We start from the raw sequence: 15,121 nt of genomic DNA on the forward strand, positions 1-15,121 counted from the left end.
CGGATGGGTCAGATTTCCGGCCTCCGCCGGATGGGGTCAGATTGCCGGCGTCTGGCGGATGGGGTTTCCCTGCAGATATTGTGCGTAGGGCGCCTGAACGAGCCAGCCGGCGTCGACGGGCAGCGTGACGCCGGTTATCGATGCGGCCCGGTCGGAGCAGAGGAACAGTGCGGCCTCGGCAACGTCGCGCGGCTCGACGAAGCGGCGCAGCGCGGTGGTCGCCTGGATGGCTTCGGGATTGCGCTCACCCTTGGCGATCCTGGCTTTCAGCCCGTCCGAAAGCGTGTAGCCGGGGGCCACCGCATTGACGCGTACGCCGTGCGGACCGAGCTCGGCGGCCAGGATCTGGGTCAAGGCCAGGACGGCATGCTTTCCGGGCGTGTAGGCGGGCAGGGACAGCGGCGCGAAGGAGGCAAGCGAGCCGACGTTCAGGATCGCGCCTCGCCCGGCAGCCGACATCAGCCGACCGAACACCTGGCAACCCAGCAAGGTGCCGCGATAGTTCACTCGCCACATCCTCTCGTCTTCGTCCAGATCCTGGTCGAGGACGTGCTTGCCACTCTGCAGGATGCCGGCGCAATTGACGACGACGTGCGGGGCACCGAACGCGTCGCAGACGGCCTGCGCCAGCGCTTCCACCGAGCCGGATTCGGAGACATCGGTCTGGACAAACAGCGCGCGCGGTGCGCCGACCGCCGCGCAGGCGCCAACCGCCTCATCGCCCCGTGCCGCATCCCTGCCGGCGACCACCAGATGGTAGCCGTCCTCGGCGAAGCGCAGCGCTATCGCGCGTCCGATGCCGGAAGTGCCGCCGATGACGACGGCCGTCAATGTCTCAGCCATTGCCGCGACCTTTGCCTTCGATGTCGAAGAATTCGGACATGGCCCGGACCTGGAAATCCATCATCGGGCGCCCCGGCTGAATGCGGCAGCCAATCTCTTTCGCTGCCTTTAGCAGGGGGGTCTCGGCGGGCTCCATGATGATGTCGACGACCGTCATGTCCGGGGTCAGCCGGCTCACATCCAGCGGCAGCGGGTCGCCGGCGTGCATGCCAACCGGCGTGGCGTTGATCGCCATATGCATGCCGGAAGGCTCGGCCTCTCCAACCTGGATGCGGCATTTCGGGAAGACCTGCGCGACCAGCGCCGCCAGTTTTTCGGCGCGACCGGTATCGATGTCGGCCAAGCGGATTTCCTCGGCACCGGCTTCGGCGAGACAATAGGCCAGGGACGCGCCGGCGCCGCCGGCGCCGACCTGAAGGATGCGGCGGCCGGCAATCTCATGTCCGCCTGCCTTGAGGCCATCGATAAAGCCGACGCCGTCGAAATTATCGGCGTACCAGCTGCCATCGGGCAGCCGGCGCACGGAATTGGCGCTCTGCACCCTCGCGGCGCGGTCGTGAGCGGCGGTGCATTTGTGATAGACCGCAACCTTGTACGGCACCGAGATGATCACGCCCCTGATATTCTCGGCTGCCGTAATGCCGGCCCAGAAGGCCTCGAAATCCTCCGGGCGGCAGCTCAAGGGCACCATGAGGCTGTCGAGGCCCTTCTGCTCGAAGATCTCGTTGAATATGCCGGGGCTCTTGGCATGGGCCACGGGATGGGCCAGCATCACGAAGATCTCGGCCTTGCCGGTTCCGCGCATCGGTTTTACTCCTTTTCTTTTGACAGTTCGTGGCCGCTGAGGATCTCCAGCGCCTGGACGAGGGACGAGTGGTCGGCCTCCGCGCCGCCTGGTCGGGCTGAGCAGGCGCTCATCAGTTGTTGCGCCATCGCGGTGTTCGGCAGCGAGACGCCAAGCGCGCGGGCGCTTTCGAGCGCGAGGTTGAGATCCTTCTGGTGAAGCCGCATGCGAAAGCCCGGGGCGAAGGTCCGGGCGATCATGCGCTCGCCATGCACCTCCAGCACGCGGGACGAGGCAAAGCCGCCCATCAGCGCGGCGCGCACCTTTGCCGGGTCGCAACCGGCCTTGCTGGCAAAGACGAGCGCTTCCGCCACGGCCTCTATGTTGAGCGCGACGATGATCTGATTTGCGATCTTGCAGGTCTGGCCGGCGCCATTGTGCTCGCCGATCAAGGTGATGTTCTTGCCCAGCGTCCGAAAGATCGGCAGCGCGCGCTCGAACTCTGCGGTCGGCCCGCCGACCATGATGGTGAGGCTCGCCGCCTTGGCGCCGACCTCACCGCCCGAGACCGGGGCGTCGAGGTAGCCGGCTCCCGCTTGCCGCAGTTTCGCTGCGAATTCCGCAGTGGCGATAGGGCTGATCGAGCTCATGTCGATGACCAGCTTATCGGCCGACAGCCCCTCCAGGACGCCGTTTCCTCCAAGCAGGACACGCTCCACATCTGGCGTGTCGGGCAGCATGGTCACGATGATCTCGGACATCCGCGCCACATCGCCAGGAGAGGCGACGACCGATGCCCTAAGGTCCTTCGGCAGAGGGGAGCGGTTCAGGACCGTGAAGATCTCATGTCCCGCGTCGACGAGATGGTGCGCCATCGGTGCTCCCATCACACCGAGCCCGATGAACCCGATCTTCATTCTTGAACCCCTGTACGAAGGTTGGTGCGTATTGCATCTTGCAGCAAATTATTGCCGTATGATATAGGACATCATACAAATTTCAACGTCCTTTCGCTCATCGGAGACCGACCGCAAAATGCAAGAGCGCCTCAACACGCTGAAGGCTGCCGTGTCGGCCGGCCGGGCCCATATCGGCATCTGGTGCTCGCTGGCTTCGGCCCTGACGACGGAAATTGTCGCGGGCTCCGGCGCCGGCTGGCTGCTGATCGATGGCGAGCATAGCCCCAATCATCTGCGCAGCATCATGGCCCAGTTGCAGGTCATGGGCGGCTTTGACAGCGAGGCCGTCGTCAGGCTGCCTTCCGACGATCCCAATCTGATCAAGCAGGCCCTGGATATCGGTGCGCGCAGCCTGATGATCCCCAATGTGCGGACGGCCGATCAGGCCCGCGCCATTGTCGCGGCCATGACATATGCGCCTGGTGGATTTCGCGGCTTCTCGGTCGGTCACCGTGCCAACGGCTTCGGTCGCATCGCCGGTTACCACGCCAAGGCGCGTGAGCAGCAGCTTCTCGCCGTACAGATCGAGGATGAATTGGGCGTCGCCAATGCCGCGGAAATTGCGGCAGTGGACGGCGTCGACGTTCTGTTCGTCGGGCCCGGCGACCTTTCCACCAACATGGGTGCGATGGGCAATCCCGGGGCCGCACACGTTCAAGAAGCGATCGCCTCGGTGCGCAAGGCAGCAACGGCGGCAGGCAAGGCCAGCGGGATCCTGGCTCCCGCAAAGACCGATGCCGACCGCTACATCGCCGACGGCTTCACCATGGTTGCCGTTGGTTCCGACCTCGGCCTGCTGGCGCGGGGCTCGGATGCCTTGGTCGCTTCGTTCACTCAGTAGACCGGAGATACAGCCATGCCGATCCCCCGGTACAAAGCGCCGTCACGCACCGCCTACGACATCGTCATCGTCGGCGGCGCCGTCATCGGTTCGTCCACGGCCTACTGGCTGAGCCAGGCGCTGGGCAGCGGCGCCTCGATCCTCGTCGTCGAACGCGACTCGAGCTACGAATTCTCGTCGACGGCGCTCTCCACCAGTGCGATCCGGCAGCAATATTCCAATCCGATCAATGTGAAGATCAGCCAGTTCGGCATCGAGATCATCCGCGGATTTCAGGAGCGTATGGCACCTTTCTACAAGGACGAACCGGCGCCCGACCTCGGCTTCAAGGAGCATGGGTATCTTTACTGCTGTTCACCCGACGGCGTCAAAGCGGCCCGCGAGCGCGTCGATCTGCAACGCAGTTTTGGGGCCCACACGGTGTTTCTTGAGCCGGGCCCGCTGAAGGATCGCTTCCCCTGGCTCAATGTGGAGGATCTCGGTGGCGGTTCCTGGGGGGCCAGGGAAGAGGGCTGGTTCGATTCCGTGGGGCTGATGAACGGTTTCCGCCGCGCAGCCCGCGCCAGCGGCGTCGAGTATATCGACAATGCCGTGACAGGGCTGGATATCGCCGATGGGCGGGTCATCTCGGTGCGCCTCGCGACCGGCCAGACGGTTGCCTGCGGAACATTGGTCAACGCCGCGGGCCCGCGCGCTCAGCAGGTGGCCGCCATGGCCGGCCTGTCGATCCCGGTCGCGCCCTACAAGCGCTACAGCTTCGTCTTCGCCAGCGCCAACCCGATCCCCGGCCGGATGCCCAATGTCATCGACCTTTCCGGAACATTCGTGCGTCCCGAAGGCGAGCTTTTTCTCACCGGCAACACGCCGCAAGGCGACGGACCGGCCGGCTACGACGACTTTGAAATGCACCATGAAGAGTTCGACGACTACATCTGGCCGGCACTCTGGCACCGCATTCCGTCTTTCGACGCACTCAAGGTCCAGACCAGTTGGACCGGCCACTACGAGTACAACATGCTCGACCACAACGGCATCGTCGGCTTCCACCCGCAGGTGACCAATTTCATGTTTGCCAACGGTTTCTCGGGGCACGGGCTGCAACAGTCGCCAGCCGTGGGTCGGGCCGTTTCAGAACTTATCGTTCACGGGGCTTTCCAGACGCTCGATCTTTCGCCGTTCTGTTACGAGCGCATAGATCGCAACGAGCCGTTTCTCGAGGAAGCAGTGATCTAAAGCGAGACGATCGGTCACCCATTTTATCTCGGGCATTCAGCGTCCAATGAAATTGCATTTTAGTCAGAGACGTCGTGAAAACTACTCGCTCGGATCGCTCTATCTTAGCAGGAGCGTCACGAACCCACGGTCGATCGATTTGGTTGCGGCGCTGCCAGATCTCGGCCAGAGGAGGCCTCGTGGCGCATGAGAAAACGCTCTATGGCGCGGATGATCGCGATCAACAGCAGATTGATCACAAGATAGAGCACGCCGGCAATGGCGAAGATCTCGAAGATTGCGAAGGTCTGGCTCATCAGCCGCTTGGCGTAGCCGGTGATCTCGAGCACCGTGATCGTCGAGGCAAGGCTGGTCCCCTTGACGACCAGGATGAGCTCATTGCCATAGGCCGGCAGCGCCTGGCGGATGGCGAGCGGAAACTCGATGCGCCGGAACCGGAGCATGCGCGACATGCCGCATGCCTGCGCCGCTTCGACGAGGCCAACCGGAACCGACATCAATCCGCCGCGCAGGATCTCCGACGTGTAGGCAGCCGTGTTCAGCGCAAGCGCCAGCACGGCGCAGCGCGCGCCGTCGCTGATCAACCACCACAAAGCTGCGTTGTCCTTGATCAGGGAAAGTTGGCCAAGCCCGTAATAGAACAGGAAAATCTGCACCAGCAGTGGCGTCCCGCGAAAGACATTGGAATAATATTTGGCAAAGCCTGACAGGAAGCGGTTCGACGACAGCCGCATCAGCGCCAAACCGAGGCCCAGATTGAAGCCGATCAGCACCGAGACGAACGTTAGTGCCGCTGTGACCCACAGGCCCTTGAGCAGGACGGGAACCGCTAGCTGGATGAGATCCATCATAACTACTTTCTCGTCCTCACCCTGAGCAGGCGTTCGATGCCGTCGAACCCGGCCTGGCTGACGAGCGTAATGGCCAGATAAACCACAGCCGCGATCAGGTAGAAGATGAACGGGTGGCGGGTGGAATTGGCGCCAATGAAAGAAATGCGCATCAGCTCCTGAAGGCCGACCACCGAGACCAGGGCCGTGTCCTTGATCGTGGTCTGCCAGACGTTGTTGATTCCGGGAACCGCGATGCGCAGCATCTGCGGCGCGATGATGCGGCGAAAGATCCGGCCGCCCGATAGCCCGAGCGCGCGAGCGGCCTCGATATGCCCATTGGGGATCGCCCCCAGGGCCCCGCGCACGACCTCGGTCGAATAGGCGCCGGAGATCGCGCCGATGGCGATGACCGCGATGACGAACGCATAGCCGCTCTCCGCGACCCCGGCATAGCCGAAAGCGGTCACGACCTTGGTCACGAATTCAACCGAACTGAAAAACAGGAGGTAGATGATGAGCAGCTCGGGCACGCCGCGCACCAGCGAGGTATAGGCATCAACGAGCAGCGAGAGCGGAAATATCCGGGCCCATTTGATCAAGCCGCAGACAATGCCGATCACCAGCCCGGCCGCCATGCTGACGAGACCCACCAGGATCGTTATCGACGCGCCACGCAGGATGGCGGTCACCCAACCCGCTTCCCAAACCTGCCAGAGACCGAATTCCATCTGAGTTGCCCTAGTCTTGTCGTGCCAGCGAAGCGCATGCGCCCGGCGCTCCGGGCGCATGCGAGGGTTCCAAGGCGTTATTTGCAGGGCCGGGAAATGTCCGTCTTGAACCATTTCTCGCTTGCCTTGCCGACCGAGCCGTCCGCGATCAGCTCGCAAAGCGCCTTGTCGATCTTGGCCTTGAGTTCGATGTTGTCCTGCGCGATACCGACGCCGATGCCTTCGCCAAGCGTCGGGTCGTATGTGCTCTTGATCTCAACACCGACCAGTTGGAAGTTCTTGCCGTCAGGCTTGTCCAGAAAATCCTGCAAGGCGGATTGATCGGCGAAAGCCGTGTCGATACGGCCGCTCGCCAGGTCGATCTGCATCTGGTCAAGCGTGTCGTAGGTTTTCAGGTCGGCATTCGGTGCACGCTTCTCGAGGAAATGCGCGTGGGTCGTGCCAGCCTGCACGCCGACCTTCTTGCCGTCGAGCGACTTCAGCAGCGTGTCGACGTCGGTGATCGCGGCCAGATCAGAACCCTTGGCCGCTACGAACATGTTGGCCAGTTCGGCATAGCCGACGCTGAAATTGATCTCCTTCTTGCGATCGGCGGTGATCGACATGCCCGAGATGATGACGTCGAAGCGCTTGGCCTTCAGCGCCGGGATCAACCCGTCGAACGCCTGCACGACAAAATGGCAGGTCACCGCGAGTTTGGTGCACAGCAACGCGCCGACATCGGCGTCGAAACCGGTGACGTTGCCACTGGCGTCGGACATGCTCCATGGCGGGTAGGCGCCTTCCGTTCCGATGGACAACTCGCCTTCGGCCGCCAATGCGTTTCCCATGCTTCCCGCGAGACATGCGAGCAGCGTCAAGACTTTCAGCTTCATATCAGTTCCCCTTGTTGTTGGTCTTCATTGCCGTTGTCCGGTGCGAACCGGACGCTTCGAGGATGCTTCCCTCACAGTGTCCGTGCCAGGAATTGGCGCAGACGCTCCGAGCGCGGGTTGCCGAACAGCTCCGCGGGCGCACCCTCTTCCTCCACCTTTCCCTGGTGGAGAAACAGAACCTTGTGGGAGACCTCGCGCGCGAACTGCATCTCGTGCGTTACGAGGATCATGGTGTTGCCTTCCTCCGCCAGTTGACGGATCACGCGCAGCACCTCGCCGACCAACTCGGGATCGAGCGCCGATGTCGGTTCGTCGAAGAGGATGACTTTGGGACGCATCGCGAGCGTTCGGGCGATCGCGGCGCGTTGCTGCTGGCCGCCTGATAACTGGCCCGGATAATGAGCGTGCTTGTCGGCGAGCCCGACCTTCTTCAACAAGGCGTGTGCATGTTCGATGGCCTTCTCGCGGGGCTCCTTCAAGACGTGCCGGGGCGCTTCGATGATGTTCTCCGCCACAGTCATGTGCGGCCACAAATTGAAGTTCTGGAACACCATGCCGACGCGGGCGCGGATGCGTTCGACCTGCGCCATGTCGGCTGGCCCAAGACGGCCGCTCGACAGCGGCTTCATCTTGATCACCTCGCCATCGATGGCGACCTTGCCGCCATCCGGCTGCTCCAGAAGATTGATGCAACGCAGGAACGTGCTCTTGCCCGAGCCCGACGAGCCGATCATGGAAATGACCTCACCGGCATGGGCGGTGAGATTGACGCCCTTCAACACCAAAAGCGAGCCGAAGCTCTTGTGAAGCTCGTCGATCTGCACGGCCGGCGTGGTGATCTTTGCCTTGTCAGCGGGCGCCGGATCGGCCGCGACGGCAGGAAGGGTTGGCGGCGTCTGTTCGCTGCTGGTGTCCTGGGTTATCTCGACGGTTCGCAGGTCCGCCAGCGCACGATCGAAATAGCGCAGGCTGCTGGACAGGCAGGTGCGTTGCCAGTCTGGGTCATCCGGGATGAAGGCGCAACGCAGGGTGTCGCGGATCCGCTTGCCCAACGGCGAATCGAGCTTGCCGAACAGATGCAGCCAGTTGTCGGCCTGGACCGCTTCCATGACAGCCGGCCCGTCCAACGTGCCGCATTCAACGACAAGCGGCAGCACGCGCGCGTTCGGCATTGCCTTGCGGACGGCATCGGAGACATAGCCGGTCGCCGTCGCCGCGATGCCGGTATCGGTCTTGGCGCCCTGGCCTGTCAGGACTGTCGCCAGCGCCGGCCCGAAGATGGATTTGCCCCAGGCAAGGCCGTCATGCTCGGAACTCGCCACAGAAAGCAGAGCCGGATAACCGTAAGGCCCGGCGCCGGTATGCAGGTCGAAGACGATGGCCTGGCGCGCCGCGCCGGCAAAGGTCTTCAGAATTTCGTTCAAGGTGCGGTTCGACCAGACCGGGCCGCCACCGCCGTAGAACATGCCGTCGGCGAACTCATACTGGCCGGCTTCGACGATCGCCGCCAGCCCGGCATGCCCAAGCCTTTTGCGCGCCACGGCGAGCTTCTCGTCGGCCGCTATGCGGTCCGGTCCCTCCCACTCGCGATACGCCATGGCGTCGTGCAGGCCGGCATAACCGTTGTTGACGGGAGCACTTGAAGACCAGTCGATGAAGTTGCGGTTGAGGTCGACATTGTCCTCGTTGACGCGCCGCGACCAAGCCGTACCCCAGGGATTGATGAGGTGAATGGCAAGGATGGCTGTGTCGCCGGGCAGGCGCCGCAGGTGCTTCTGGCCGAGCCAGGCGGTCTGGCAAGTCGAGCCGAACGGGCCCTCGACACCATGCGTACCGGAGATGAGCACGATCAGTTTGCGCGCATCGCGGCGGCCAAGCAGCGCCACATCCGTCGCCAGCGTCTCGCCATCCGGGCCGTTCAGCGGATGAACATATTCAGACAGTTCCGCGCCGGCCCGCTCGGCGGCTTCGCGAAATCTCCTGCGAAGGACGGCGAAATCACGGGCATAGGCGGGGGCTGGCTCATCATGGCGCATGGTCGATCCCACCGGATCGCTGGCGGTTGCGGTCAATCCGTTCATTCCCTGTCGTTCCACCGTGGGGCTATTCATCGTTGTGATCGCTCGTGTTCTGAGGTGGCAATCGGCGCTCATTGCCGGAAAGGAGCGGCCTGGAGGACCGGACAAACCAGGCGTCGGAGGGAAGCACCTTGTCGGGGTTCATGATCGACTGATCGTCCAGCGCTCGTTTCACCCGCTCCATCGCGGCGAGCTTCGTCGGGTCAACCGTCGCCAGCAGCGAATGGATGCGCTTGGACCCAACACCGTGCTCGGCGGAAAAAGAACCGCCAATCTCCCGCAGTTGTTGGTACAGGACGCTCTCGGCAGCCTCCGCTACGTCAGGCGCCAGCGGACCCTGACGGTTGAGGATGATATGCAGGTTTCCATCGGCCAGGTGACCGAATACATAGGGCGCCAGACCCGGTTCGATCGCTGCGAGCCGGGGCAGGATTCTGTTGAGATAGGCCGGAATTTCCGACAGAGGCACCGACACGTCGAAGGAAGGCGCTTGGGGATGGGCGCGATAGAGCACGCCGGTGTCCTCGCGCAACCGCCACAAGTCTTCCTCTTGCCGCCGCGAGCCGGCAATGATGGCGGTGGCTTCAGGATAGCGCTCCATCACTTCCGAATAGATACGCTCGAAATCTTCGCGCAGCGCCTCTTCGCGCGCGCCGCCAAGCGACAGCAGCAGGAACAGTGTCTGGTCGAGCGGCACGCTCGGTTCGGACCATTCATGCGCGGCTGCGGCCAGGCTGAAATACGAGGTCCACATCGCCTCCGCCGCGCGCAAAACTCCGGTATCCGATTCAAGCGCCAGATGAATGACTTGCAGCGCCGCTTCGACAGACGGCAGCCCGAAAAGCGCGGTGGCGGTGGCTCGGGGCGAAGGGTCGAGCTTGACGACCACGCGGGTCACGATGCCAAGCGTGCCCTCCGCACCGATGAAGAGATGCTTCAGATCGTAGCCGGCGGAATTCTTCACCACCCGCGTCAGATCGGAATAGACCGATCCGTCGGCCAGCACGGCCTCCAGGCCAAGGACGCGGTGGCGCATGACCCCGTTGCGAAAGGCCATCACGCCACCCGCATTCGTGGACACCATGCCGCCGATCGTCGCCGAACCGCGCGCGGCAAGATCGATACCGGGCTCCAGGCGGTGCTCAAATGCGGCAGACTGCAAAGCTTCGAGCGTAACACCGGCACCGACGATCGCCACGCGCTCGACGGGATCGAGCCGCTCGATCCGGTTCATGCGTGCCAGGGAAAGAACGATCTCGCCCGGCCGCGAGACACTTCCGCCGACCAGGCCGGTCCGCCCGCCCTGCGGCACGATCGGAATCTCATTTTGACTGCAGATGCGCACCACCGCGGCGACCTCGCCGGTCGATGAAGGCGCAACGACGATGCCGGCGGCGCAATCCGTCCCGTTCGAACCAAGGTCGATCGCCCCGGCATCATCACTGGTCCGCACATTCGAGGCGCCAACGACACGGCGGATCGCGTCGACAACCGACAATGGCACCGCTTGCTCGATCCAGTTCGTTTGCCTGGGAGACGCGTGGCCGCTCATCGCCCCGCCAATCCCTGAAGCGCCGTGATCAGCCGGTCGTTGTCGGCCGGCAAGCCGATGGTGGCGCGCAGATAGTGCTCGTAGCCGGTTTCGCGCCACGCCTTGACGATGATCCCCTGCTTCAGGAGACCGGCGGCAACGCTGGAGCTGTCGCCCTTGCAGTCGAAGAACAGGAAGTTTGTCTGCGACTGGGCAACCCGGAAACCAAGGCCCTTAAGTGCGGCGGCGGTGCGCACACGCTCGGCTCTGACGCGGCCCGCCGACGCCTTCATCCAGCTTTCGTCGGCCAGTGCCGCAATAGCGGCGACCTGTGCTGCCGCATTGACGTTGAACGGCGTCTTGGCGGCCGCGATCACTCTTGCCAGTTCGAAGCCCGAACAAACGGCATAGCCAACGCGCAGCCCCGCCAGGCCATAAGCCTTCGAAAATGTGCGCAGCACGACATGGTCGATGCTGCTGTTGCGCAGGACCTCGATGCCGTCGGGCGCGCCGGGATCGGCGAATTCGAAATAGGCCTCGTCCAGGACAAGAAGCGTGCCGGGCCGCACGGCGCCGATCAGCCGTCGCAGGCCAGCGTGGTCGAGACCGGGCCCGACCGGATTCCACGGCGAGGATATGAAAACGATCCGTGGCCCGACGGCGATCGCCGCTTCGAGCGCGGCAAGATCGAACCCCATCTCGGGTGTCATCGCAATCTTGACGACATCGGCACCGGCAGCCAGCGGCTCTATCTCATGCAGCCCGAAGCTCGGCACCGTGGTGACGACCGAGGCGCCCGGCACCAGGACGGCGCGCGAGATGGCGGCGATCATCTCCTCGGAACCATTGCCGGCAACGATCATGCCAGGATCGATCGCCAGTTTTTCGCCAAGCGCCGCCCGCAGCGCCGTGCAGGCCGGATCGGCATAGCGCCATGGCTCGAAGGATGAGGAGGCCAATGCGGCCATGACGGCGGGAGAACACCCGTCCGGGTTCTCGTTGCTGGCCAGCCGGGCGACATCGTTGCGGCCACTCAGCGCCCGCGCCATCGAGATGTTCATGCCGGCATTGTAGGGCGGCAATGCGGCGATATGCGGATTGAGCGGCAGGCTCGACGCTGGTTTGACCGACTGTTCCAAATCCCGACTTCCGTTTCCCCGCGCCCACGCGCGGCAATCTTGTCAAATATCGAGGACGACTGATCCGCGCGGCTTGGAGCAGCACAACAGCACTTCGCCGCTTCCAAGCTCGTCCAGCGGTTCTTCGAAATAGGCGATGTCGCCCGAGATCAGCCGCGACTTGCATGTGCCGCAGATGCCGGCCCGGCAGCTGAATTCCGGCAACAGACCTTGGTTCTCGGCGAAGTCGAGCAACGATACGGCCGAGCCATCCCAGACGGCCGTCAGGCCCGACTTCCGAAATTCCACGGTTGTCGCTTCCCCGGCCGGCTCGATCCTTGCCGGCTGCGCTGGAACCGCGGGAACTCGCACTGCATCGGGCTCAAGCACCGTCGCCGGGCCGAAGAATTCGTAGGCAATGCGATACCTTGGCGCGCCAAGCTCGCGCAGCATGACGTAGATCGCCTGCATGAACGGCGGCGGGCCACAGAGGTAGAAATCATAGTCATCGATCGGCAGCAAACGCTGCAGCACGTCCCGCGAAATCATGCCTTCGCTATGAAAGCGCTGCTCGGCCTTGTCGCGCTCGGACGGGAGCCGGTAGCAGAAGTGTGCGGTCAGGCCGGGACGGGTCGAGACCAGGTCGGTCACCTCATCGCGCAAGGCATGCACATCGCCGTTGTCGCAGGCGTGAATGAAGACGGCACGGCGGTCCGGCAACGAAGCCAACGCATGCAGCATCGACACCATCGGCGTCAGCCCGACGCCGCCGCTGAGCAGCACGACTGGACGGTTGCTGGCCTTGTCGAGCACGAAATCGCCGCGCGGCCCTTCCGCCTGAAGCACATCACCGACGTCGATACGGTCATGCAGGAAGCACGAGCTTATCCCATCGGGAAGCCCCGGCCCGGGTGCTGCCTCACGCTTCACGCTGATCCGATAGGAAGCGCTGTCTGGGGAACAGGAGATACTGTAGTTGCGCAGCACATATCCCCTTTCGCCGGCGGCCTCCCGCGCTACCGGAATCCGGAACACCAGGAACTGGCCCGGCTGGAAGTCGCGCCAGTCCTGTGGATCGACCGGCTCGATATGGAATGAAGTGATGAGGGCGCTTTCGCGCACCTTCGCGACCACTTTCAGGTCGCGAAATCCGCTTCTTGCGATGGTGTCGCGAGCGGTGAATGCATTCATTCGGCAGCTGCCAATTGCTGGCTCTCGCTGGCGATCAGCTTGGCCAGGTTCCGGCGAAAGCGCAGCGGTCCGACATCTATCTTCAGATCGAGATTGGGCGTGCGCTTGTTTGCCATGCCCTTGTGCACGGCATTGAGCACGGTGCGGTCCTCGTCGAAGGCGCCGCGCACAGAGGTGGCGAACTGGCGGGAAACCTCCAAATCGTCGGGGGCGAAATTGCGCATCTGGAACCAGTAATATTTCGTCTGGTTCTCATCGACCGGCGTCATGAAGTTGTAGGAGTCCATGAGGAACACGTCCTCGTGCAGCGGCTTGCCCTCGCCGCCCGTGCGGGCCGGCACGAAGATCGCCTTGATGATGGCGTTGGAGGGGTAGCGCACTTCATAGTGCTGCTTGCGGTCGCAATTGCCTGAGAATTTGAGGAAAGGCGCATAGAAGGGCGCCGGCGCGGCATCGACCACCCAGCGCCACACGGTCACGCCGTCCGCGCCTACGGTGGTTTCGAGTGGCGCATCCTCCATCGCCTGAACGCCGCCGAAGGAGGACTGGTGGACCCAAGACACATGCGAGGGGTCGAGCAGGTTGTCGGTCATGTAGAGGTAGTTGCAATCGAGCGCCATGGACTCGCCGCGATTGACGCCCCATGCCGGATCGCCCCAGTGGTCGACCGCGAAAATCAGCGCGGGGTCGGCCTTTGCCGCTTCGCCCATCCATATCCACAGCAGCCCGTAACGTTCGGCGATCGGATAGGAACGAACGCATGCCACATGCGGTATCTTTTCAGCACCGGGCACGCGCGTACAGGTTCCGGTGCTGTCGAAGGTCAGCCCGTGATAGCCGCATTCGACAGTGTCGCCCTTGATGCGGCCCATGGACAGCGGCAGCTTGCGGTGGGGACAGGCATCCTCGAGCGCCGCCACCACGCCATCGGTCCGGCGGTAGAGGACAATATCCTCGCCAAGTATCCGGGTCGGCACCAGCCTGTCGGCGACCTCATGGTCCCATGCGGCAACGTACCAGCAGTTTCGAAGAAACATGGCGTCCTCCCGAGCTTGTGACGCCTAAACGAATATCTTGCGGGCCTGGGACGACATAGGGCTTGCATCTGCGTTCTATTTTAGAAAAACTAAATCAAGCTGCCCCCAGGATCGTTGCCCAGGTGAAGAAGACGCCCCCACTGCGTGCGATACAGGCCTTCGAGGCTTTCGGGAGGCGTGGCAGTGTGACGGCGGCCGCCAACGAACTCGGCGTCTCCGTCGGCGCGGTCAGCCAGCAGATCCGCAAGGCCGAAGACGCGCTGGAGGCGCGGCTTTTGGAACGGCGCGGCAGGAGTGTCGCCCTCACCGCGCTGGGCCGCGTTTACCACGCAGCGGTTGCCGTCGGCTTCGAACACATTCGCGACGCCCAGGATCTCATCGAACAGGCCCGGTCCGCGGACACTTTGACCATCTCCTGCCTGCCGTCGTTGGCCAGCAAATGGATCGGCCCGCAGCTCCTGGATTGGCAGGTCGACCACCCCGGCGCGACCGTGCGGCTGGTGGGCGCCGAGACGGAGCCAAGGCTGGGCGCGGAACAAGTTGACTTCCGTATTTCGTACGGCACGAAATATCGTGATTTCGAGCACTACACCGAACTGTTCACCGACTGGGTGGTGCCGGCCTGCTCGCCGACGCTGCTGGCGAAACATCCGGTCGGCAAGCCCGCCGATATTCTCGATCTGCCGCTTCTCAGCATCGAATGGGCCCGCGATCACCGCTCGCCGCCGACATGGGCGGAATGGGCCGCAAGCATCGGCGTGGTGCACCGCAGAACATCCGGCGAAGTGGCCTTTTCCCTGTCGAGCGCGGCGATCGATGCGGCGGCCAACGGAAGGGGCTTTGTGCTGGCGCAACTGTCGATGGCTGCCGACGATATCGCGTCGGGCAGGCTCGTCGCCCCGTTCGACAAGCGGATCAGGCTGCCGGAACCTTATTTTTTGGCTTGGGATCGGGCCATTCTTGAGAAGCCTTTTGGTCCTGAGCTGCGAGCCTGGATTGTTTCGATTTCCAAGCGACTGGGCGCAACCTTAGCCGGATAGTCGAACACCGATCTGGAGACACAAGTTTGC

14 protein-coding genes are annotated in these 15,121 nt (G+C 63.3%); 3 read left to right on the forward strand and 11 right to left on the reverse strand.

Going from position 1 to position 15,121, the window contains the following annotated elements; genetic code table 11:
* Positions 1-36: 36 nt before the first annotated feature.
* Genes A9K65_RS14200 through A9K65_RS14210 form a run of 3 tightly spaced genes read right to left on the reverse strand, consistent with a single transcriptional unit; the run spans position 37 to position 2,544 of the window.
* The gene (locus A9K65_RS14200) at positions 37-843 is read right to left on the reverse strand and encodes an SDR family oxidoreductase (protein WP_027161627.1); all 807 of its coding nucleotides are present in this window, start codon (positions 841-843) and stop codon (positions 37-39) included.
* A complete protein-coding gene (locus A9K65_RS14205; RefSeq protein ID WP_013530407.1) occupies positions 836-1,648 on the reverse strand; it encodes a shikimate dehydrogenase in 813 nt (270 codons plus the stop codon). The genes A9K65_RS14200 and A9K65_RS14205 overlap by 8 nt, the downstream gene beginning before the upstream one ends.
* A 5-nt stretch (positions 1,649-1,653) precedes the next feature.
* A complete protein-coding gene (locus tag A9K65_RS14210) occupies positions 1,654-2,544 on the reverse strand; it encodes a 2-hydroxy-3-oxopropionate reductase (RefSeq protein ID WP_064992566.1) in 891 nt (296 codons plus the stop codon).
* Between the two features lie 118 nt (positions 2,545-2,662).
* Between A9K65_RS14210 and A9K65_RS14215 the strand changes: the two genes are divergently transcribed.
* Both A9K65_RS14215 and A9K65_RS14220 read left to right on the forward strand, forming a co-directional pair.
* Positions 2,663-3,427 (forward strand): HpcH/HpaI aldolase/citrate lyase family protein, encoded by a 765-nt coding sequence (locus tag A9K65_RS14215; RefSeq protein ID WP_064992565.1) that lies wholly within the window; start codon positions 2,663-2,665, stop codon positions 3,425-3,427.
* Between the two features lie 15 nt (positions 3,428-3,442).
* Positions 3,443-4,660 carry an FAD-dependent oxidoreductase gene (locus tag A9K65_RS14220; RefSeq protein WP_013530410.1) on the forward strand — a complete coding sequence of 406 codons (1,218 nt, stop codon included), beginning with the start codon at positions 3,443-3,445 and terminating at the stop codon, positions 4,658-4,660.
* A gap of 116 nt (positions 4,661-4,776) precedes the next feature.
* On the opposite strand, the gene A9K65_RS14225 is transcribed toward A9K65_RS14220, so the two are convergent.
* The 8 genes from A9K65_RS14225 to A9K65_RS14260 form a co-directional block, all read right to left on the reverse strand.
* A complete protein-coding gene (locus A9K65_RS14225) occupies positions 4,777-5,508 on the reverse strand; it encodes an ABC transporter permease (RefSeq protein ID WP_063173765.1) in 732 nt (243 codons plus the stop codon).
* A gap of 5 nt (positions 5,509-5,513) precedes the next feature.
* Entirely contained in the window at positions 5,514-6,221 is a 708-nt protein-coding gene (locus A9K65_RS14230) for an ABC transporter permease subunit (protein ID WP_063168719.1), read from the reverse strand.
* A 77-nt stretch (positions 6,222-6,298) separates the two neighbouring features.
* Positions 6,299-7,096, reverse strand: coding sequence for a transporter substrate-binding domain-containing protein (locus tag A9K65_RS14235; protein ID WP_064992564.1), 798 nt, complete (start codon positions 7,094-7,096; stop codon positions 6,299-6,301).
* A 71-nt stretch (positions 7,097-7,167) separates the two neighbouring features.
* Positions 7,168-9,177, reverse strand: a complete 2,010-nt coding sequence (locus A9K65_RS36485; RefSeq protein ID WP_084015475.1) for a DUF2817 domain-containing protein — start codon at positions 9,175-9,177, stop codon at positions 7,168-7,170.
* Between the two features lie 22 nt (positions 9,178-9,199).
* Entirely contained in the window at positions 9,200-10,726 is a 1,527-nt protein-coding gene (locus A9K65_RS14245) for an FAD-binding oxidoreductase (RefSeq protein WP_064992563.1), read from the reverse strand.
* Entirely contained in the window at positions 10,723-11,844 is a 1,122-nt protein-coding gene (locus tag A9K65_RS14250; RefSeq protein WP_013530416.1) for an aminotransferase class I/II-fold pyridoxal phosphate-dependent enzyme, read from the reverse strand. Before A9K65_RS14250 ends, A9K65_RS14245 begins: the two co-directional genes overlap by 4 nt.
* A gap of 42 nt (positions 11,845-11,886) precedes the next feature.
* A complete protein-coding gene (locus A9K65_RS14255; RefSeq protein WP_064992562.1) occupies positions 11,887-13,014 on the reverse strand; it encodes a 2Fe-2S iron-sulfur cluster-binding protein in 1,128 nt (375 codons plus the stop codon).
* On the reverse strand, positions 13,011-14,051 hold the full coding sequence (locus A9K65_RS14260; protein ID WP_013530418.1) for an aromatic ring-hydroxylating dioxygenase subunit alpha: 1,041 nt from the start codon (positions 14,049-14,051) through the stop codon (positions 13,011-13,013). The genes A9K65_RS14255 and A9K65_RS14260 overlap by 4 nt, the downstream gene beginning before the upstream one ends.
* Positions 14,052-14,173: 122 nt before the next feature.
* On the opposite strand from A9K65_RS14260, the gene A9K65_RS14265 reads away from it, so the two are divergent.
* Positions 14,174-15,091 (forward strand): LysR substrate-binding domain-containing protein, encoded by a 918-nt coding sequence (locus A9K65_RS14265; RefSeq protein ID WP_084015473.1) that lies wholly within the window; start codon positions 14,174-14,176, stop codon positions 15,089-15,091.
* Positions 15,092-15,121 lie beyond the last annotated feature (30 nt).

Source organism: Mesorhizobium sp. WSM1497, assembly GCF_001672455.2.
GTDB classification, from domain to species: domain Bacteria; phylum Pseudomonadota; class Alphaproteobacteria; order Rhizobiales; family Rhizobiaceae; genus Mesorhizobium; species Mesorhizobium ciceri.